Origin of the sequence: Streptomyces sp. NPDC057877 (genome assembly GCF_042796855.1) — a bacterium.
Lineage (GTDB): Bacteria > Actinomycetota > Actinomycetes > Streptomycetales > Streptomycetaceae > Streptomyces.
On record NZ_JBHVMS010000008.1, the window covers coordinates 53,811 to 71,427 of the forward strand.

Genomic DNA, 17,617 nt, shown 5'->3' on the forward strand with positions numbered 1-17,617 from the left:
GTGTGCTTGGTGGATGGCGCAGAGATGTCGGCGGGCCTCTCGCCCGCCTCGGCCTCACTCGGAGGCCGGGTGCCCAACTCGCTCGCGGCCCATGGCCGACCCGGCAGTCATGCGGAAAACGGTAGCGGTGGGGAGCGCGGCAGGGCAATGTCGTTTATGTGGGCGAGTACTCGGGCGTGCTGCTCTTTCTCGACATCGACGGGACGCTGATCCCGTTCGGCGGGCCCGGCCCGTACCCCGAATACGGGCGGCCGTCGGGCGGGGCCGTCGCGCACCCCCTGCTGAGCCGGGTCGACCCCGGGCTCGGGGCGCGGCTGCGGGGGCTGGGGTGCGAGCTGGTGTGGGCCACGACCTGGCTGGACGACGCGAACGACCTGGTCGCGCCGTGGCTGGGGCTGCCGTCGCTGCCGGTGGTGGACTGGCCGGATCCGAGGCCGTGTGAGCCCGCTGAGTCGGCTGAGTCGTATGAGTCCGCCGGGTCGTTCGAGTCTCCCGGGTCGTATGAGTCCGCCGGGCCGTATGAGTCCCCCGGGTCTTATGAGTCCCCCGGGTCGTTCGAGTCCCCCGGGCCGTATGAGTCCGCCGGGCCGTATGAGTCCTCCGAGCCCTATGAGTCCCCCGAGCCGTACGAGCCAGCCGTGCCGTACGCGCCCCGGCTGCTGCACTGGAAGACCCGGCCGTTGGTCCGGCGGGCGGCCGGGCGGCCCTTCGTCTGGGTCGACGACGAGATCACCGACGCTGACCGGGACTGGGTGACCGCCCACCACCCCGCCCCGGCCCTGCTGCATCGCGTAGATCATCGGTACGGGCTCACCGACGCGGACTTCGCGGTGCTGGAGGAGTGGCTCAGCGGCGGCCCAGCAGCTCGGTGACCCGTATGAAACCGTCCGTGCCGTGGCCCAGGCCGATCGCCCGCCGGGCCTGCCCCTCGGCCATGCGCAGCACGCCCGCGTCGATGCCGTGCTCCTCCGAGGCGTGGATGATGTGCGCCATGGAGGAGACCGCCGACGTGATCGGGTTGAGTTCGCCGGAGTAGGTGCCGTCGTCGGCGTCGCCCGCGAACTCCTCGATCAGCGGGGGCAGGATCGCGGCGATCCCCTGGGCGAAGGGCGCCAGTTCGCGGCCGGAGATGCCCTCCGCGCGGGCGACCGCGAGGGCGTGCGCGTAGCCCGCCATCGCCGTCCAGAAGATGTCGAGCAGCGCGATGTCGTAGCCCGCGGCCCGGCCGATGTCCTCCCCGAGGTGGGTGTGGGTGCCGCCGAGGGCGTCGAGGACGGGCCGGTGGCGCTCGTACAGCTCGCGCGGGCCGCTGTGCAGGAACACCGCGTCCGGGGTGCCGATGGTGGTGGCCGGTGTCATGATCGCGCCGTCGAGGTACTGGATGCCGTGCCGGTCCGCCCAGTCGGCGGTGTCCCGCGCGCGGCCGGGGGTATCGGCGCTGAGGTTGACGACCGTGCGGCCCTTGAGGGCGCCGGTCACCTCCTCCTCGCGGAGGATGGCGTCGGAGGCGTCGTAGTTCACGACGCAGACGACTGTCAGGGCGCTCGCGCGGGCCGCCTCCGCGGCGGACGGCGCGGCGACAGCCCCCCGCTCCGTCAGCTCCCGGTCACGGCCCGGGGTGCGGTTCCAGACGGTGGTGCGCAGCCCGGCGTCCAGGAAGGCACCGGCCAGGGCGCGGCCCATGGGGCCCAGCCCGAGGACGGTGACGGTGGACTGGTCGTCGTAGGTGGACATGCTTGAACTCCCGTGGGCGTTGTCTAGGTTGAGTTGATGGGCGGTCGCTGCGACCGACGAGGACCGCTGTAGTTGCTGTAGTGGCTTGAATTGCTGACAAAAGGGGTGAGGATGACGCGCGGCCGGGCCCAGGATCCGAACGTCTGTGGAGTGACCGCCGCGATCGCTGTGATCGACGGCAAGTGGAAGACCAGCCTGCTGTGGCTGCTGGAGTCCGGCCCGCACCGCCCCGGCGAGCTGCGCCGACGGCTGCCCGGCCTCAGCGAGAAGGTGCTGACCCAGGCGCTGCGCGAGATGGAGGAGGACGGTCTGGTGCACCGTGAGGTGTACGACGTCCTGCCGCTGAAGACGGTGTACTCGCTGACCGCCTTCGGCCGCGAGTTGTCCGAGCTGCTGGGCCCCCTCTCCGACTGGGGCCACCGGCGTCTGGAGCGTCTGGTGGCCCATTGATCGAGTGATCGAGTGATCCTGATCGAGCGATCCTGATCGAGCGATCCCGATCGGGTGATCCCGATCGGGTGATCCCGATCCCGTGATCGCGTGATCGACTAGGACCAGCGTCGCGCCGGGCAGGGGCGGTGCCAAGTACCCACTTTTTTGTGGGTACGGGTGGGGTCTACCTGCCGGAGGCCTCGCATACGTCCGCGACCACACAGCTGACGTTGTCGGGGCCGCCGGAGCGGTTGGCGCGGTCGACGAGTTCGCGTACGGCCTGTTCCGGGTCGTCGGTCGCGGTGATCACCTGGCGCACCTCCTGTGTGGGTACGACGGTGGACAGACCGTCGGAGCAGAGCAGATAGCGGTCTCCGGCCCGGGCGTCGTGCAGCCGCAGGTCGGGCGTGGCGGCGCCGTCCGTGCCGAGGGCCCGCGCGAGGAGGGACCGCTGGGGGTGGGAGGCGGCCTCCTCGGGGGTGAGGCGGCCGTCGTCGATCATCGACTGGACCAGGGTGTGGTCGTGGGTGATCTGGAAGAACTCGCCGTCCCTCAGGAGGTACGCGCGCGAGTCGCCGATGTGGACCAGGGCCAGCTGTGAACCGGTCCACAGCAGCGCGGTGAGCGTGGTTCCGGCCGCACCCGTCGACGGGTCGGCCGTGGCGACACCGCGCACGGCCCGACCGGCCTGCTCGACGGCGTCCTCCAGGACGTTGAGAAGACCGCCCGCCGGTATGCCGTCGGCCTCCAGCCGCTTGAGCGCGTCCACGGCCGCGGCACCGGCGGAGGCCCCGCGCGGGCCGAACCCGTCGGCCACCGCGAGCAGATGGGCACCCGCGTAGGCGGTGTCCTGGTTGCTCTCGCGGACCAGCCCGGCGTCGGAGAGGGCGGCGTAGCGGATCTCCAGGGGGTGGGCGGCCTGTGTCGTCGGGGTCATCAGGGGTTCCTTCCGTGACAGGTGGTCGACGAGGAAGGCGGCCAGGTCGCGACGGGTGGCGAGGTCGGCCTCGACCTCGGCCCAGAAGGCGCGGACCTCCCGCGCCGCGGCGCCGGTGTCCGTGGCCTCACAGACGCGGCGGATACGGGCCAACGGCATCCCCAGCCGCCGTAGCCAGGCCACCAGGCGGGCCTGGTCCAGTTGCTCGGGGGCGTAGAACCGGTAGCCGGTCAGGGGGTCGACCCGGGCCGGGGGGAGCAGGCCCAGCTCGTCGTACAGGCGCAGTGCCTTGGGCGACAGGCGCGCGGCCCTCGCGAACGCGCCGATGGTCAGCAGGGCGGTGTCGTCCACTCCCACGGGCGTCGCCCTCCTTCCGGCCCTCTCCTGGCCTTCGTCTGGCCCTCTTCCGGCTCCGTCTGGCCTTCCTCGGGCCGGGCTGGTCGCCCGGTGCCGTCGATGCTGGGGGCTGCCCCAAGGTGAAGGTCAAGCGGAGTCGACGGGGGTGGGCGGGGTGGGGGGATGCTCGGGCGGGCCGGGTGGGCTCTGGAGGGGGCGTCATCGGGGGAGTCGGGTTGAGCACGTCGTACCAGCGGAAGTTGCGCGAGCGCTATCTCGCCGCGCCTGTCATGCCCGCCCCTGAGCCGTGGCGGCGGGTGGCCGGGGGCGCATCCCGGTCGGCGGGCTGCTCGGCGTCGGGTTCGCGGTCCATCCCGGCACCGGCCATGACGTCGCCATGGTGGTGTCCAGCTCGGGGCACGGGCTTTTCGACGCGGTCACCGGCGGGCGGATCGCCCGGGAGTACGACCCCGGGTGATCCTCTCCACCGACGGCGGGGCCGCACGAGGGACCGCCGGGCGGGAGCTGGTGGCACGCTCCTGCACGCCGATGTCCTGGAACTGCGCGCCGCCGGTTTCTCCCGGTCCGGCCGCACCCTGGCGGTGGCGAGGGTGGCGGCGTCACCTTCTGGACGCGCCATCCATGACTCCGCGCTCCCCTCGGTTCCGGGCTGTCAGGCGGGTGGCCAGTTCCGCAGCGCCGCGTCGGCGACCTGCTGGAGTTCGGCCCGGCCGACGCCACCGGCGGCCTGTACGGCGATGCCGTTCGCCACGGTCATGAGGTAGCGGGCGAGCAGCTCCGGGTCCGCGTCCGAGGGCAGGTCACCCTCGTCGACGGCCCGCCGGAACCGGTCGCGGAGGCGGGTGCGGCCGTCCTCGCGCCAGACGACCAGGGCGTCCTGGGCGACCCGTCCGGACGCACCGGCGGCCAGCGAGCCCTGCACGCCCAGGCATCCGGCGGGGCAGCCGGTGTGCGTGGTCGTGCTGACCGAGCCCGCGAGGAAGGCCGTGGCCACTTCGCGGGCGCTCGGCTGCTCCAGTGCGCGGGCCGCGTAGGAGGCGGGGCCTTCGGTGTAGCGCTCCAGGGCCTTGCGGAACAGGGCCTCCTTGTTGCCGAAGGCCGCGTACATGCTCTTGCGGGTGATGCCCATGGCGCTGGTGAGGTCGGTCAGGCTGGCGCCTTCGTAGCCCTGCTCCCAGAAGACCAGCATCGCCCGCTCCAGGGCCTCGTCGGCGTCGAAGCCTCTCGGCCGACCGACCGGCGCTTTCCGGGTGCTCTCCACGGGCTCATCGTACCGCCTAGATACCGATCGGTGCAGAAGTGCTACGGTTCACTTCCGCACCGATCGGTATCTAAATCTGAGGAGTTCAAGCGATGGGACAGCTCCAAGGCAAGACCGCCGTCGTCACCGGCGGCAGCACGGGGATCGGACTGGCCACCGCCGCGCGGCTGGTGTCCGAGGGTGCCCATGTGTTCATCACGGGGCGGCGCGAGGACGCGCTCGACAGGGCCGTTGAGTCGATCGGTTCCGGGGTCACCGCGGTGCCGGGCGACATCGCGGAGCCGGACGACCTGGACCGGCTCTACGACGCGGTCCGTGACCGGGGCCGGGGTCTGGACGTGCTCTTCGCCAACGCGGGCATGGCCACACTCGCACCGCTCGCGGAGGCCACCCGGGAACAGTTCGACCAGATCTTCGGCGTCAACGTCCGCGGCACCCTGCTCACCGTGCAGAAGGCCTTGCCCCTCCTCAACGACGGCGCCTCGGTGATCGTGAACGACTCCATCCGCGCCGACGACGGCCGGGAGGCCTTCGGCCTGTACGCGGCGTCGAAGGCCGCGATCCGGTCCCTCGCGCGGACCTGGGCCAACGAGCTGAAGGGCAGGGGCATCCGGGTCAACACGGTCGCGCCGGGGGCCATCGACACCCCCGGAGTCGACCTCGCCCTCGGCGAGGAGAACGCCGCGGCCGTCAAGGCGGAACTCGCGGCGGGCGTACCGATCGGCCGCCGGGGGCGCCCGGAGGAGGTCGCCGCCGCCGTGGCCTTCCTCGCCTCCCCGGACAGCAGCTTCATGCTCGGCACGACCCTGCACGTCAACGGCGGGGAGAACCAGTTCTGACGCTGCCGCGCGGGGTCCTGGCGTGCCTCGTCCACGGTATGGGTGGTGGTCAGCGGTCGGGCGAGGGCAACTTTTGCAAGCAGGCGCTTGCAATTGTTAGCGCGGGTGGGGCAAGCTGGACGTATGGCATCGCTCAACGTCGGCAATCTCGGTGAGTATCTGCGTGAGCAGCGGCGCAATGCGCAGCTGTCGCTCAGGCAGCTCGCCGATGCCGCCGGGGTGTCGAATCCGTATCTCAGTCAGATCGAGCGCGGGCTGCGCAAGCCGAGCGCGGAGGTGTTGCAGCAGGTCGCCAAGGCGCTGCGGATCTCCGCCGAGACGCTGTACGTGCGTGCGGGGATCCTCGACGCGGAGCGGCCCCGGGACGAGGTGGAGACGCGGGGTGTGATCCTCGCGGATCCCACGCTGAACGAGCGGCAGAAGCAGGTGCTGCTCCAGATCTACGAGTCCTTCCGCAAGGAGAACGGGTTCGAGATCGCCGGTGTGCTGGACGTTGACGCCGGGGTCGAGGGCGACCTCGGTGGCGGTGCCGGGCCGCGGGAGCCGACGGCCGGTTGATCCAGGGGGAAGTGATCGACGGGTGACGGGTGGGTGGCGACCCGCGGAGACGAGAGAACGCCGAGTACGCGGTACGGGGAACGTCGGGTTTCGCAACAATGGGGCGCATTCGATGTGAACCGTACGAAATGGATCCAGGAGGATCAACACGATGGCCATCGCCGACGATCTGCGTAAGACCCTGAGTGACCCGAAGCCGCTCTACTTCGCCGCCGGTACCGCCGACCTCGCCCTTCAGCAGGCCAAGAAGGTGCCGGGCCTGGTCGAGCAGCTGCGCACCGAGGCGCCGACCCGTTTCGAGGCCGTGCGCAACACCGACCCGAAGGCCGTCCAGGAGAAGGCCACCCACCGCGTCAAGGAGACGCAGGAGACCCTTCAGGCCAAGGTCGGTGAGTTCTTCGGGTCCCTCGACACCGACCTGAAGAAGCTTGGCGAGAACGCCCAGGACTTCGCGCTGCGCGGAGTGGGCATGGCCGCCGAGTACGCCGTCAAGGCCCGCGAGACCTACGAGAAGGTCGCCGAGCACGGCGAGCACGCCGTCAAGCAGTGGCGCGGCGAGGCGGCCGAGGGGATCGAGGAGCTGGCCGTGGCCGTGGAGCCGCAGGCCCAGCCCGTCGAGGTCAAGGAGGAGGCGCCCGCGGCTGGTACCGCCACCGCGGTGCAGACCGAGGCCCCGGCGAAGAAGACCGCGGCCAAGAAGACCCCGGCCGCCCGCAAGCCCGCCGCCAAGAAGACGACTCCGCCCGCCAAGTGATAGCGGGGGCGTCCGGCGTCACCCGGACAGGTGAACGGTCACGGGTCGGGCACTAGTGAGGTGTCCGGCCCGTTGTTCGGGTAGCGGGCCGGGCTGTGCGGGTACGGTGACCGGGTAAGGACGAGCCGAGTCGGGTGGTGGACGTTGTGCTGAGGCAAGGGTTCGACGGATTCTTGGGGCTGCTCTTCATCGCCATGCTGGCGTTCGCGGTGGTGGCCCTGGTCATGGCCGCGATGGCCCGCGAGGACGCCTACCGCGCGGCCGACAAGCAGAACAAGATGTTCTGGCTGATCATCCTGGGCGTCACGGTTCTGGTGAACCTGCTGCTGCCGATGCTGTTCCTGCAGATCGCGGGCCTGATCGCCACGATCGTCTTCATGGTGGACGTGCGGCCCGCCCTCAAGCAGGTCTCCGGCGGAGGCGGCCGCCGCGGCTCCAGCAGCGACGGACCTTACGGCCCCTGGAACGGGGGCCGCTGACCGGCCCACCCGGCTGACAGCAGGGGTGGGGACCGCCCTGGAACCGCAGCAGCCGTGCGGGCAGCGGGGCGCGCGACCCGACGAAGCCGCGGCTCCTATGCGCCGCCAGGCTGCCGAATCTGCGGCTCCTATGCGCCGCCGGGCTGCCGAATCTGCGGCTCCTATGCGCCGCCGGGCTGCCGAATCTGCGGCTCCCATGCGCCGCCGGGCTGCCGAATCTGCGGCCCCCATGCACCGCCGGACCGCCGAACCCGCGGTTCCTACGCGCCGCCGCGGTCCAGCAGCAGCACCGCCACATCGTCCGTCAGTTCGCCGCCGTTGAGTTCGCGGACCTCGCTCACCGCAGCCCGCAGCAGCTCCTCGCCCCGTAGGCCCTGGGACAGCTGGCGGCGGACCATCTCGACCATGCCGTCCTGGCCCAGTCGCTCACCGCTGTCGCCGACGCGGCCCTCGATCAGGCCGTCGGTGTAGAGCATCAGGCTCCACTCGGCGCCCAGCTCCACCTCCATCCGCGGCCAGCGGGCGCCCGGCAGCAGGCCGAGGGCGGGGCCGTTGTTGTCGTAGGGGAGCAGCTGGGGCCGTCGGCCGGGGCGGGCGATCAGCGGGGACGGGTGACCGGCCAGGTACAGGCCCGCGCGGCGGCCGTCCGGGGCGATGTCCACCGTGCACAGGGTCGCGAAAATCTCCTCGTCCGCGCGTTCGTGCTCCAGGACCTGCTGCAGTGTGCTCAGCAGCTGGTCCCCGCACAGCCCGGCAAGGATCAGCGCACGCCAGGCGATCCGCAGCTCCACGCCGAGCGCCGCCTCGTCGGGCCCGTGGCCGCAGACGTCGCCGATCATGGCGTGCACGGTGCCGTCCGGGGTGCGGACGGTGTCGTAGAAGTCGCCGCCGAGCAGGGCGCGCGAGCGGCCGGGGCGGTAGCGGGCGGCGAAGCGCAGGGAGGAACCGTCCAGGAGGGGCGTGGGCAGCAGGCCCCGCTCCAGCCGGGCGTTCTCCTGGGCGCGCAGCTTGCCCTCGGCCAGCCGTCGCTCGGCGGTGTCGGAACGTTTCCGCTCCACGGCGTAGCGAATCGCCCGGCTCAGCAGCCTGCCGTCCAGCTCATCCCGGAAGAGATAGTCCTGCGCGCCCACGCGCACGGCCTCCGCGCCGCGCTCGGCGTCGCCGGAGGCGGTGAGGGCGAGCACGGCGTGCCGGGGCGCCAGCTCCAGTACGTGCTTGAGCGGGGCCAGCTCGTCGTCGCCGTCACCGGTGCGGCCCGGGGCGGGCAGCGCAAGGTCCAGCAGGATGCAGTGGACGTCGTCGGTGAGCAGCCGCTCGGCCTCGGTGAGGTTGCGGGCGGTGCGGACGCGGATCGGCTTGCCGGAGGAGTCCAGCAGCTCGGGCACGACCGTGGAGCCGCCCGGGTCGTCCTCGATGAGGAGCAGCGTGAGCGTGGTGCTCGTGGCGTTATGGGTGGTGTTCGTGGTGTTCGTGGGAGTCGTGGTGTTCTCGACCGTGTCTTCCTGGCGCGGGGCCCCGGCATCGGACTGAGCGCCGGACGGGCCGCCGACTGCGGACGCGGGCTGCGACGCCTGACCACTCTCCACGGCCGGGATCGCTCTCTGCCGCGGTACGGGTACGGGCATTGTCTTGAGTTCCTTCCCTCCCCCCGAGGGCACGGCAGGACGAGACCTCGACCTACCGACGGGGACCATAGCGGGTGTCGGCACCACAGCGGAATGGTGTGAGCCACGTCCCTCGGCAGGGAGCCACTGTCATATGCCGCGTTCCGTACCGCAGTTGGACAGGGTGCCGCGTGACCTCGGATGACAAAGGTCACGTCCGGGTGGGCGGGGGGAGGGTGTTCGGCGTGGAATGGGTCACGTGACCTGGTACACAGGCCGTGTTCGCGGGTGGGTGGCGGGGCTGGTGCGGGGACGAGCCCTCGCCTACTCCGCCCCGGGTCGCACGACCCCGAGTATCGGCATGGACCCGGCCCCGGCGATCGTCACCGTGCGCCCCGGCCGTGGGGCGTGGACCATGGCGCCGTCGCCGATGTAGAGGCCCACGTGGCTGGCGTCGTCGAAGTAGATGATGAGGTCGCCGGGGCGCATGTCGTTCACGTCGACGCGCTGGAGCTGCTTCCACTGCTGCTGGGAGGTGCGCGGTATCGCGGCCCCCGCCGCCGCCCAGGCCTGTGAGGTGAGGCCGGAGCAGTCATAGGAGGACGGGCCCTCGGCGCCCCATTCGTACGGTTTGCCGATCTGGGCCGTGGCGTACTCGACGGCCTGCTTGCCCTGGACGGTCGCCTCGGCGTCGATGTCGTCGAGGGTGACGGTGCCGAGCCAGTCGTTCTGGGCCTTGCGGGCGGCCTCCCGCTCCAGGCGGGCGAGCCGCTCCTTCTCCTCCTCCTCCAGCTCGGACTCGAGCTTCTCGGCCGCCGCGATCCGCTTCTTGATCTTCTTCTTGGCGGTGGCCTTCGCCTTGCGGTTGGCCTCCAGCTTCTGCCACTGGGTGGAGGCGTCGGTGGCGTACTGCTCCAAGTCCTGCTGGGTCTGGGCCAGTTCGCCCAGCACGTGCTCGGTGGCGCGCTCGCCCTGGAGGATGCGGCCGGAGCCGTTGAGGAACTGCTGCGGGTCGTCGCTGAGCATCAACTGGGCCTCGGGCGGCAGCCCGCCGGTGCGGTACTGGGCGCGGGCCGCGGCGCCCGCGCGGTCCTTCAACTCGTCCAGCTTCTTCTTGCCCTTGACGATCCGCTGGGCCAGCTCGACGATCTGCGCGGACTGCGTCTCGGCCTTCTCCTCCGCGGCGTTGTAGGCGTCGGTGGCGACGGCGGCCTCGTGGTAGAGGGTGTCGAGCTTCTGGCGGATCGCCTCGAGGTCCCTGCCCGGCAGGGGAGTCGGGACGGTGGGGGCGGTCGTGCTCGGGCCGGGGGCCGGGGCCGCGAACGCCGTACCGGGTGCCGCCGCCAGTACCGTGACCGCGCAGACCACGGTCACGGCCGCGGTGAGCAGGCTTCGCTTGCCCGTTCCCATCCCAGTGCCCCCAAACTGATTTACCGTCAGTAACTTACGGACGCCTGGGGGATCGTGCCATGTCGCGCCGCAAAACGACAGAGGTGGTGACTCTCTCCCCCCATTCCCCCCGGCCTACGACGATCCCCCCGCCCTTGTGACGAACGCCTCATCCTCTGCGACGAACGGATGCGGGAGATCGTTCCCGGGCTCGGAGGCCGCCACCGGTACCGGGCAGTGTTCCCGTACGTGGAGACCGGGTTTCGGTACCGGCGATCGTTCCCGTACGTGGAGGCCGCCACCGGTACCGGACAGTGTTCCCGTACGTGGAGACCGTTTCGGTACCGGCGATCGTTCCCGCCCCACCGGTCCGCAAGGCGCCGTACGCCCCAGCGGGAGGTTGCCGCGAGGCGGCGTCAGGGCGTCGGGGCCAACGCCGCCCACCGCACGGTCACTTCCCCCTGCCGCCACCGCACCGGCCCGTCGGTGACCGGCCAGTCGGCGGCGAGGTCCCGTACCGCCCGGATCCAGCGCTGCCGGGCGCCGTAGGAGGCGTAGGGCGCGGCGGCGGCCCAGGCGCGGTCGAAGTCCCGGAGGAAGGCGTGCACCGGCTCGCCCGGCACATTGCGGTGGATGAGCGCCTTCGGCAGCCGTTCCGCCAGGTCGGAGGGGCGCTCCAGGGAGCCGAGGCGGGTCGCGAAGGTCACGGTGCGCGGCCCCTCCGGGCCGAGCGCGACCCACACGTGCCGACGGCCGATCTCGTCGCACGTCCCCTCGACCAGCAGCCCGCCCCGTGACCCCGTCGACGGGTCGGCGGGCGCCAGCCGCGCGCACAGCCGCCGCCAGACGTCGGCGACCTCGGCCTCGTCGTACTGGCGCAGCACGTTGGCCGCGCGGATCAGCAGCGGCCGTCCGGGGACCGGGATCTCGAAGCCGCCGTGCCGGAAGACGAGGCCCTCGCGCTCGTACGGCCGGGCGGCGGCGACCCGGGAGGGTTCGATCTCGACGCCCACCACGCGCGCGTGGGGCGCGGCCGTGCGCAGCCGGATGAGGAGTTCGACGGCCGTCCAGGGGGCGGCGCCGTAGCCGAGGTCGATGGTCACGGGATCGGCGGCGCGGCGCAGCTCGGCGCCGTGCGTGGCCGCGATCCAGCGGTCCATGCGGCGCAGCCGGTTCGGATGGGTCGTCCCGCGCGTCACCGTTCCCACGGGTCCCACCGAGCGGGTCGTCGCGCGGGCTGTCATACGTCGAGGGTATGCGGGCGTGGGGGCCGGGGAACCCGGGAGGGAGACGCAGGTCGCGCTCGAACGGTTGAGCGAACCACGGTAATGATTCGGTAAAGAAGCGCATGCCGGAAATGGAGCGCATCCCTCCGGTGTTGCCTCCTTCGGAGGGCCCCCGGGACACCCTCTGGCAGTCATGCCCACGGCGAGGAGGACCGGCACGTGAGCCAATACGTCAGCAGGCTCGGTCGCCGTTCCCCGGCGACGCCCCCGCGACTGCGACTCGGGCACCGCCGCCCACGCCGGGTCGCCATGCTCTCCGTGCACACCTCCCCGCTCCACCAGCCCGGCACCGGCGACGCGGGCGGCATGAACGTCTACATCGTCGAACTCGCCCAGCGCCTGGCCGCGCTGAACATCGAGGTCGAGATCTTCACCCGGGCCACCACGGGCGCCCTCCCGCCCACCGTCGAGATCGGGCCCGGCGTCCTCGTCCGGCACGTCGACGCGGGCCCCTACGAGGGCCTCGCCAAGGAGGAGCTGCCCGCCCAGCTGTGCGCCTTCACCCACGGCGTGATGCAGGCCTGGGCAGGCCACCGCCCCGGCCACTACGACCTGGTCCACTCCCACTACTGGCTCTCCGGCCACGTCGGCTGGCTCGCCGCCCAGCGCTGGGGCGTACCCCTGGTGCACGCCATGCACACCATGGCCAAGGTCAAGAACGCCAACCTCGCCGACGGCGACACCCCCGAACCCGCCGCCCGCGTCATCGGCGAGACCCAGATCGTCACGGCCGCGGACCGGCTCATCGCCAACACCGCCGAGGAGGCCGCCGAGCTGGTACGGCACTACGCCGCCGACCCGGCCAAGGTCGCCGTCGTCCACCCCGGGGTGAACCTCGACCGCTTCCACCCCGCCGACGGCCGCGCCGCCGCCCGCGCCCGTCTCGGTCTGCCGCAGGACGCCCTGATCCCGCTCTTCGCGGGCCGCATCCAGCCCCTGAAGGCACCGGACGTGCTGCTGCGCGCGGTCGCCGTCCTCCTCGACCAGCGGCCCGAGCTGCGGTCGCGGATGGTCGTACCCGTCGTCGGGGGGCCCAGCGGCAGCGGGCTCGCCAAGCCGGAGGGCCTGCAGAAGCTGGCCGCGCGGCTCGGCATCGCGGACGTCGTACGGTTCCGCCCACCGGTCGGCCAGGAGCAGCTCGCGGACTGGTTCCGTGCGGCGTCCGTCCTGGTGATGCCCTCCTACAGCGAGTCCTTCGGCCTGGTCGCCATAGAGGCGCAGGCCGCGGGCACCCCGGTGCTCGCGGCGGCGGTCGGCGGCCTCCCGGTCGCCGTACGTGACGGGGACACCGGCTTCCTCGTCCAGGGGCACGACCCGGCGGCGTACGCGCGCGTGCTGCGCGATTTCGCCGAGACCCCGGAACTGACGCACCGCATGGGCGAGGCCGCCGCCCGGCACGCGCGCTGCTTCGGCTGGGACAGCGCGGCAGCCGCCACCGCGGACGTCTACACGGCCGCCCTGCACGCCCACAGGCGTCGCGTACGCTCGCACCATGGGTGAGCCTCAGGAGCTGCAGCAGCCTCAAGGGACGGCGGCACGGGTCGTCGAGGACGCGCTGAAGGACGCCGAACTGGAGTGGGAGGGCCCGGAGCCCGGCCACTACGTCGTCAGACTCCCCGGCACCCGCAAGCTCTCCACGACCGTCTCCCTGATCGTCGGCCGCCACTCCCTGTCGCTCAACGCCTTCGTCATCCGCCACCCCGACGAGAACGAGAGCGCCGTCCACCGCTGGCTCCTGGAGCGCAACCTCAAGCTCTACGGCGTCGGTTACGCCGTCGACCCGCTCGGTGACATCTACGTGACCGGCAAGCTCCCGCTGGCCGCCGTGACTCCCGACGAGATCGACCGGCTGCTCGGCCAGGTCCTGGAGGCCGCCGACGGCAGCTTCAACACCCTCCTGGAACTGGGCTTCGCCACCGCCATCCGCAAGGAGTACGCCTGGCGCGTCTCGCGCGGCGAACCGACCCGCAATCTGGACGCCTTCGCGCACCTCACCCAGCGCCCCGAGAAGTGAGGCGTCAGCCGGTGCCGGACAGCCGGTAGCGCCCCGGCGTGACCCCCACCAGCCGCCGGAAGTGCCGCGTCAGGTGCGACTGGTCGTAGAAGCCGGTGGCCACCGCGACCTCGCCCGGTGACCGCCCGTCGAGGAGCAGCCGCCGGGCGCGGTCGACGCGGCGGGACATCAGGTACTGGTGCGGCGCGATGCCGTAGGCGGCACTGAACACCCGTACCAGATGCGCGGGGTGGGCCTGGAGACTGGCCGCGGCCCGCTCCAGGGTGACCCCGTCGACCACGCGCGCGTCGAGGAGTTCCCGCAGGCGGCGCGCGAGGGCGGGATCACGTGCCGGTGGCAGTACTGCCGCCCGCGGCCGCAGATGGGCCCGCAGCCGGTCGCCGACCAGCGTCAGCCTGCTCTCCGCCTCCAGCTCGTCGCCGGGGCGGGTCAGCGCGCCGTGCAGCTGGCCGACGCGCCGCCGCAGCAGGGGGTCGCGCAGGTCGGGGGCGTCCACCGCCGGGCCGATCAGGTCCTCGCCGAGGCGGGAGGCGTCCAGGTACAGGACGCGCTTGCGGAAGCCGTCCGCGGTGGCGGCGGAGCCGTTGTGCGGGACGTGCGGGGGCAGCAGGGTCACCGTGTCGTGCGGGGTGCCGTGCTCGTGCCGGTCCAGGTCGTACCGTACGGCGCCGTCGTCGACGATCAGCAGCGTCCACGCCTCATGGACGTGCATCGGGTAGGCGTACTCGGTGAAGCGGGCGTGGAAGACCTCCACGACGCCGGGGATACCAGGGCGCCAGGCGGACACCGACTCCTGCGCGGCCATGCAAAGAACGTACAAGACAGGGTCGGGACGCGGTCGGCAGTCTCACTCCATGAGCACGCGATTCGACACCAAGATTGCCGTCCTGCTGCGCGAGGACCTGGAGCCCTGGCAGCGCCTGAACGTCACCGCCTTCCTGGTCAGCGGCATCGGCACGGCCGTTCCCGAGGTGATCGGACAGCCCTACGAGGACGCGGACGGCGTCCCCTACCTGTCGATGTTCCGGCAGCCGGTGCTGGTCTTCGAGGGCACCAAGGAGACGCTGACGGCCGCCCACGCGCGCGTGCTGTCCCGTTCGCTGCCGCGCGCGGTCTTCACCGGCGACCTCTTCTCGACCGGTCACGACGACGCCAACCGGGCCGCGGTACGGGCCGTGCCCACGGCGGAACTGGATCTCGTGGGCCTCGCGGTGTACGGCCCGCGCAACGCCGTGGACAAGGCGCTCAAGGGCGCCCGGATGCACCCCTGAGAGGCCGGGCGGTCAGGCGGCGCCGACCTCCGCCTCGGCGGGGCTGTCGGCCCGCTTGCCACCGCCGACCGGCTCCGCGCCCGGCAGCCCGCGCATCAGCGTCCAGTAGCCGACCGCCGCGACCGTGCCGATCACCGCGGACAGGCCCCACAGCCACTCGGCGCCGTACCGGTCGATGACGAAGCCGGACATCAGCGGCGCGACGAGGGCGGCGACCGACCAGGACATGGTGTACATGCCCTGGTAGCGGCCCCGGCCGTGCAGCGGGGACAACTGGACGACGAGACCGGTCTGGGTGGGCGCGTTGACGATCTCGGCGAGGGTCCACACGCACACCGTGAGCGCGATCAGGCCGACGGAATCGGCGAACGCCGTCAGCCCGAAGCCGTACCCGGCGAGCAGCGCGGAGATGACGAGCAGCCGCCGTGGGTCCCGGTGCTCGATGAACCGGGTGACGGGGATCTGCAGCGCGACGATCAGGACACCGTTGACGGCGATCGCGAGGCCGTAGTCCGCGGGCGAGAACCCGGCCTGCCCCATGGCGACCGGCAGCGCCACCGAACCCTGCTGGAAGATCAGCGCGATGAGGAAGGACAGCCCTACGACGCCCATGAACCGCCCGTCGCGCAGCACCGTCCCGAGCCCGACGACGGGTTCGTCCCCCGGCTTCTCCCCGGGGGCGGGCAGGGGCCGCGACTCGGGCAGCTTGAGGTAGATGAGCACGGCACACGCCATGGTCATCACGGCCTCGATCAGGAACCCCGCGAGATAGCTGCTCTCCGCGATGAAACCGGCGGCGGTGGCGGAGACGGCGAAGCCCAGGTTGATCGCCCAGTAGTTCAGCGAGAAGGCCCGCACCCGGTCCTCGGGCCGCACGATGTCGGCCATCATCGCCTGCACGGCGGGCCGCGAGGCGCTGGAGGCGGCGCCGACCAGGAACGCCACGGCGGCGATGGACAGGGGGTGCTGCATGAAGCCGAGCAGCGCCACGGACACCGCGGTGGACGCCTGCGCGACCAGCAGCGTCGGCCGCCGCCCGAGCCGGTCGGTGAGCACCCCCGCGCCCAGCGAGGCCACCACCCCGCCGAGCCCGTGCAGCGCGACGACCAGACCGGCGTACGAGGCGGAGTAACCGCGCTCCAGGGTCAGGTACAGCGCCATGAACGTCGCCACGAACGCGCCGAGCCGGTTGACGAGGGTGCTCGTCCACAGCCACCAGAACTCGCGGGGTAGTCCGGAGACGGTCTCGGACAGGGCGCGTCTGAGGGTGGCAGGCGACATTCGGGGATCCCCCACGGTGTAAGCGACTCGTTGCAAGCGACTCGTTGTAAGCGGCACAAGTGGTAGGCACACCTTACGAGGGGAGGGTCCCGCCAGACCACTCAATTAACTGCCGCCCCAGCCCCCTGCTACCAGCGGTCGCACGCGCGAGCGATCGCCCCCTTCGATTACGCTCAGGCCCATGGCCGACGCACCGTACAAGCTGATCCTCCTCCGCCACGGCGAGAGCGAATGGAACGCGAAGAACCTGTTCACCGGCTGGGTGGACGTCAACCTCAACGAGAAGGGCGAGAAGGAGGCAGTCCGCGGCGGTGAGCTGCTCAAGGACGCCGGCCTGCTGCCCGACGTTGTCCACACCTCCCTCCAGAAGCGCGCCATCCGCACCGCGCAGCTCGCCCTGGAGGCCGCCGACCGCCTCTGGATCCCGGTCCACCGCTCCTGGCGCCTGAACGAGCGCCACTACGGCGCCCTCCAGGGCAAGGACAAGGCCCAGACCCTCGCCGAGTTCGGCGAGGAGCAGTTCATGCTGTGGCGCCGCTCCTACGACACCCCGCCGCCGCCGCTCGACCGCGACGCCGAGTACTCCCAGTTCTCCGACCCGCGCTACGCGACCCTCCCGCCGGAGCTGCGCCCGCAGACGGAGTGCCTGAAGGACGTCGTCGTCCGGATGCTCCCCTACTGGTTCGACGCCATCGTCCCGGACCTCCTCACCGGCCGCGTCGTCCTGGTCGCCGCCCACGGCAACAGCCTGCGCGCCCTGGTGAAGCACCTCGACGGCATCTCGGACGCCGACATCGCGGGCCTGAACATCCCGACCGGCATCCCCCTGAGCTACAACCTCGACACCGACTTCAAGCCGGTCAACCCGGGCGGCACGTACCTCGACCCGGAGGCTGCCGCGGCGGCGATCGAGGCGGTCAAGAATCAGGGCAAGAAGAAGTAAGCCCGAGCGCCCAAGCCCCCTGCCTGCGGCTCGTCCGCCGGGAGGGGGCTTCTCGCTGTCCGCCTGACGTCTCGGGGGCAGGTCCCGGTTCATGGACCCGGGGCGCTGGGCGAACCGCGGAGGCCGACTACACCTCGTTGAACCCCCGCGACGCGTCGTAGATGTCGAGTTCGATGACGACCACGAAGAAGCGCGTGACGACGTAGTGGACCATGACGCCGTCTTCCCAGGCCGCGCGGGTCACCGTGTCGGTCGTGTAGGCGAGGTGGCCGGTGCCTTCGGGGTCGGCCGTGATCCTCTCGATGAGGCGGTGGAAGTTCTCGCGGTCCGAGGCGGGCATGTAGTCACGGAAGCGCACGACCTGCTCGGTGTACTGCACACGTCTCTTCATCGAGGCAGGATGCTACGGACCCGGAGCGCGCCCCTGCCGGGAATTCCGGCGGTGCCCGTGTGCGTGGTCGCCGTGCCACCGCGGCGA

Annotated in this window: 20 protein-coding genes; 11 read left to right on the plus strand and 9 right to left on the minus strand. The window is 71.7% G+C overall.

The window, feature by feature from the left end; translation table 11 throughout:
• Window positions 1-176 precede the first annotated feature (176 nt).
• Window positions 177-872 (plus strand): hypothetical protein, encoded by a 696-nt coding sequence (locus ACFVQG_RS24435; protein ID WP_383388078.1) that lies wholly within the window; start codon window positions 177-179, stop codon window positions 870-872.
• On the opposite strand, the gene ACFVQG_RS24440 is transcribed toward ACFVQG_RS24435, so the two are convergent.
• Complete coding sequence (locus ACFVQG_RS24440) at window positions 847-1,734, minus strand: NAD(P)-dependent oxidoreductase (protein ID WP_383387272.1); 888 nt, start codon at window positions 1,732-1,734, stop codon at window positions 847-849. The two genes, ACFVQG_RS24435 and ACFVQG_RS24440, sit on opposite strands and share 26 nt — an antisense overlap.
• A gap of 111 nt (window positions 1,735-1,845) precedes the next feature.
• Here ACFVQG_RS24440 and ACFVQG_RS24445 point away from each other — a divergent pair, with 111 nt between their 5' ends.
• Entirely contained in the window at window positions 1,846-2,184 is a 339-nt protein-coding gene (locus tag ACFVQG_RS24445) for a winged helix-turn-helix transcriptional regulator (protein ID WP_383387274.1), read from the plus strand.
• A gap of 166 nt (window positions 2,185-2,350) precedes the next feature.
• Here ACFVQG_RS24445 and ACFVQG_RS24450 read toward each other — a convergent pair whose 3' ends face one another.
• Window positions 2,351-3,460 carry a MerR family transcriptional regulator gene (locus ACFVQG_RS24450; RefSeq protein WP_383387276.1) on the minus strand — a complete coding sequence of 370 codons (1,110 nt, stop codon included), beginning with the start codon at window positions 3,458-3,460 and terminating at the stop codon, window positions 2,351-2,353.
• A 286-nt stretch (window positions 3,461-3,746) separates the two neighbouring features.
• On the opposite strand from ACFVQG_RS24450, the gene ACFVQG_RS24455 reads away from it, so the two are divergent.
• Window positions 3,747-3,917 (plus strand): hypothetical protein, encoded by a 171-nt coding sequence (locus ACFVQG_RS24455; RefSeq protein WP_383387278.1) that lies wholly within the window; start codon window positions 3,747-3,749, stop codon window positions 3,915-3,917.
• Window positions 3,918-4,112: 195 nt separating this feature from the next.
• Here ACFVQG_RS24455 and ACFVQG_RS24460 read toward each other — a convergent pair whose 3' ends face one another.
• Complete coding sequence (locus tag ACFVQG_RS24460) at window positions 4,113-4,721, minus strand: TetR/AcrR family transcriptional regulator (protein ID WP_383387280.1); 609 nt, start codon at window positions 4,719-4,721, stop codon at window positions 4,113-4,115.
• Window positions 4,722-4,813: 92 nt separating this feature from the next.
• Between ACFVQG_RS24460 and ACFVQG_RS24465 the strand changes: the two genes are divergently transcribed.
• The 4 genes from ACFVQG_RS24465 (at window position 4,814) to ACFVQG_RS24480 (ending at window position 7,351) form a co-directional block, all read left to right on the plus strand.
• Window positions 4,814-5,560 (plus strand): SDR family NAD(P)-dependent oxidoreductase, encoded by a 747-nt coding sequence (locus ACFVQG_RS24465; protein WP_383387282.1) that lies wholly within the window; start codon window positions 4,814-4,816, stop codon window positions 5,558-5,560.
• Window positions 5,561-5,683: 123 nt separating this feature from the next.
• Window positions 5,684-6,118: a helix-turn-helix domain-containing protein gene (locus ACFVQG_RS24470; protein WP_383387284.1), complete on the plus strand. Its 435-nt coding sequence runs from the start codon at window positions 5,684-5,686 to the stop codon at window positions 6,116-6,118.
• A 151-nt stretch (window positions 6,119-6,269) separates the two neighbouring features.
• Window positions 6,270-6,872 (plus strand): hypothetical protein, encoded by a 603-nt coding sequence (locus ACFVQG_RS24475; protein WP_383387285.1) that lies wholly within the window; start codon window positions 6,270-6,272, stop codon window positions 6,870-6,872.
• Window positions 6,873-7,018: 146 nt separating this feature from the next.
• Entirely contained in the window at window positions 7,019-7,351 is a 333-nt protein-coding gene (locus tag ACFVQG_RS24480; RefSeq protein WP_383387287.1) for a DUF2516 family protein, read from the plus strand.
• 260 nt (window positions 7,352-7,611) lie between these two features.
• Here the strand turns inward: ACFVQG_RS24480 and ACFVQG_RS24485 are convergent, their stop codons facing one another.
• The 3 genes from ACFVQG_RS24485 to ACFVQG_RS24495 form a co-directional block, all read right to left on the minus strand.
• A complete protein-coding gene (locus tag ACFVQG_RS24485; RefSeq protein WP_383387289.1) occupies window positions 7,612-8,976 on the minus strand; it encodes a PP2C family protein-serine/threonine phosphatase in 1,365 nt (454 codons plus the stop codon).
• A 303-nt stretch (window positions 8,977-9,279) separates the two neighbouring features.
• Entirely contained in the window at window positions 9,280-10,365 is a 1,086-nt protein-coding gene (locus ACFVQG_RS24490) for an NlpC/P60 family protein (RefSeq protein ID WP_383387291.1), read from the minus strand.
• Between the two features lie 395 nt (window positions 10,366-10,760).
• Complete coding sequence (locus ACFVQG_RS24495) at window positions 10,761-11,588, minus strand: class I SAM-dependent methyltransferase (RefSeq protein WP_383387292.1); 828 nt, start codon at window positions 11,586-11,588, stop codon at window positions 10,761-10,763.
• Between the two features lie 201 nt (window positions 11,589-11,789).
• Between ACFVQG_RS24495 and mshA the strand changes: the two genes are divergently transcribed.
• Both mshA and ACFVQG_RS24505 read left to right on the plus strand, forming a co-directional pair.
• A complete protein-coding gene (mshA, locus tag ACFVQG_RS24500; protein ID WP_383387294.1) occupies window positions 11,790-13,130 on the plus strand; it encodes a D-inositol-3-phosphate glycosyltransferase in 1,341 nt (446 codons plus the stop codon).
• On the plus strand, window positions 13,123-13,644 hold the full coding sequence (locus tag ACFVQG_RS24505) for a YbjN domain-containing protein (protein ID WP_383387296.1): 522 nt from the start codon (window positions 13,123-13,125) through the stop codon (window positions 13,642-13,644). Before mshA ends, ACFVQG_RS24505 begins: the two co-directional genes overlap by 8 nt.
• A gap of 4 nt (window positions 13,645-13,648) precedes the next feature.
• Here ACFVQG_RS24505 and ACFVQG_RS24510 read toward each other — a convergent pair whose 3' ends face one another.
• Window positions 13,649-14,449 carry an AraC family transcriptional regulator gene (locus ACFVQG_RS24510; RefSeq protein WP_383387298.1) on the minus strand — a complete coding sequence of 267 codons (801 nt, stop codon included), beginning with the start codon at window positions 14,447-14,449 and terminating at the stop codon, window positions 13,649-13,651.
• Here ACFVQG_RS24510 and ACFVQG_RS24515 point away from each other — a divergent pair.
• A complete protein-coding gene (locus ACFVQG_RS24515) occupies window positions 14,448-14,915 on the plus strand; it encodes a DUF2000 family protein (RefSeq protein WP_383387300.1) in 468 nt (155 codons plus the stop codon). The two genes, ACFVQG_RS24510 and ACFVQG_RS24515, sit on opposite strands and share 2 nt — an antisense overlap.
• Window positions 14,916-14,927: 12 nt before the next feature.
• Here ACFVQG_RS24515 and ACFVQG_RS24520 read toward each other — a convergent pair whose 3' ends face one another.
• Window positions 14,928-16,196, minus strand: a complete 1,269-nt coding sequence (locus tag ACFVQG_RS24520) for an MDR family MFS transporter (protein ID WP_383387302.1) — start codon at window positions 16,194-16,196, stop codon at window positions 14,928-14,930.
• Between the two features lie 181 nt (window positions 16,197-16,377).
• On the opposite strand from ACFVQG_RS24520, the gene ACFVQG_RS24525 reads away from it, so the two are divergent.
• Window positions 16,378-17,139, plus strand: coding sequence for a phosphoglyceromutase (locus ACFVQG_RS24525; RefSeq protein WP_383387304.1), 762 nt, complete (start codon window positions 16,378-16,380; stop codon window positions 17,137-17,139).
• Window positions 17,140-17,266: 127 nt separating this feature from the next.
• Here the strand turns inward: ACFVQG_RS24525 and ACFVQG_RS24530 are convergent, their stop codons facing one another.
• A complete protein-coding gene (locus tag ACFVQG_RS24530) occupies window positions 17,267-17,530 on the minus strand; it encodes a hypothetical protein (protein WP_383387306.1) in 264 nt (87 codons plus the stop codon).
• Window positions 17,531-17,617 lie beyond the last annotated feature (87 nt).

What these genes read in the sequence shown, in the direction of transcription:
- ACFVQG_RS24440 (WP_383387272.1), bottom strand. Translation starts at nt 1,734, where the DNA reads ATGTCCACCTACGACGACCAGTCCACCGTCACCGTCCTCGGGCTGGGC.
- ACFVQG_RS24445 (WP_383387274.1), top strand. Translation starts at nt 1,846, where the DNA reads ATGACGCGCGGCCGGGCCCAGGATCCGAACGTCTGTGGAGTGACCGCC.
- ACFVQG_RS24465 (WP_383387282.1), top strand. Translation starts at nt 4,814, where the DNA reads ATGGGACAGCTCCAAGGCAAGACCGCCGTCGTCACCGGCGGCAGCACG.
- ACFVQG_RS24470 (WP_383387284.1), top strand. Translation starts at nt 5,684, where the DNA reads ATGGCATCGCTCAACGTCGGCAATCTCGGTGAGTATCTGCGTGAGCAG.
- ACFVQG_RS24475 (WP_383387285.1), top strand. Translation starts at nt 6,270, where the DNA reads ATGGCCATCGCCGACGATCTGCGTAAGACCCTGAGTGACCCGAAGCCG.
- ACFVQG_RS24485 (WP_383387289.1), bottom strand. Translation starts at nt 8,976, where the DNA reads ATGCCCGTACCCGTACCGCGGCAGAGAGCGATCCCGGCCGTGGAGAGT.
- ACFVQG_RS24490 (WP_383387291.1), bottom strand. Translation starts at nt 10,365, where the DNA reads ATGGGAACGGGCAAGCGAAGCCTGCTCACCGCGGCCGTGACCGTGGTC.
- ACFVQG_RS24495 (WP_383387292.1), bottom strand. Translation starts at nt 11,588, where the DNA reads ATGACAGCCCGCGCGACGACCCGCTCGGTGGGACCCGTGGGAACGGTG.
- ACFVQG_RS24505 (WP_383387296.1), top strand. Translation starts at nt 13,123, where the DNA reads ATGGGTGAGCCTCAGGAGCTGCAGCAGCCTCAAGGGACGGCGGCACGG.
- ACFVQG_RS24515 (WP_383387300.1), top strand. Translation starts at nt 14,448, where the DNA reads ATGCAAAGAACGTACAAGACAGGGTCGGGACGCGGTCGGCAGTCTCAC.
- ACFVQG_RS24510 (WP_383387298.1), bottom strand. Translation starts at nt 14,449, where the DNA reads ATGGCCGCGCAGGAGTCGGTGTCCGCCTGGCGCCCTGGTATCCCCGGC.
- ACFVQG_RS24520 (WP_383387302.1), bottom strand. Translation starts at nt 16,196, where the DNA reads ATGTCGCCTGCCACCCTCAGACGCGCCCTGTCCGAGACCGTCTCCGGA.
- ACFVQG_RS24525 (WP_383387304.1), top strand. Translation starts at nt 16,378, where the DNA reads ATGGCCGACGCACCGTACAAGCTGATCCTCCTCCGCCACGGCGAGAGC.
- ACFVQG_RS24530 (WP_383387306.1), bottom strand. Translation starts at nt 17,530, where the DNA reads ATGAAGAGACGTGTGCAGTACACCGAGCAGGTCGTGCGCTTCCGTGAC.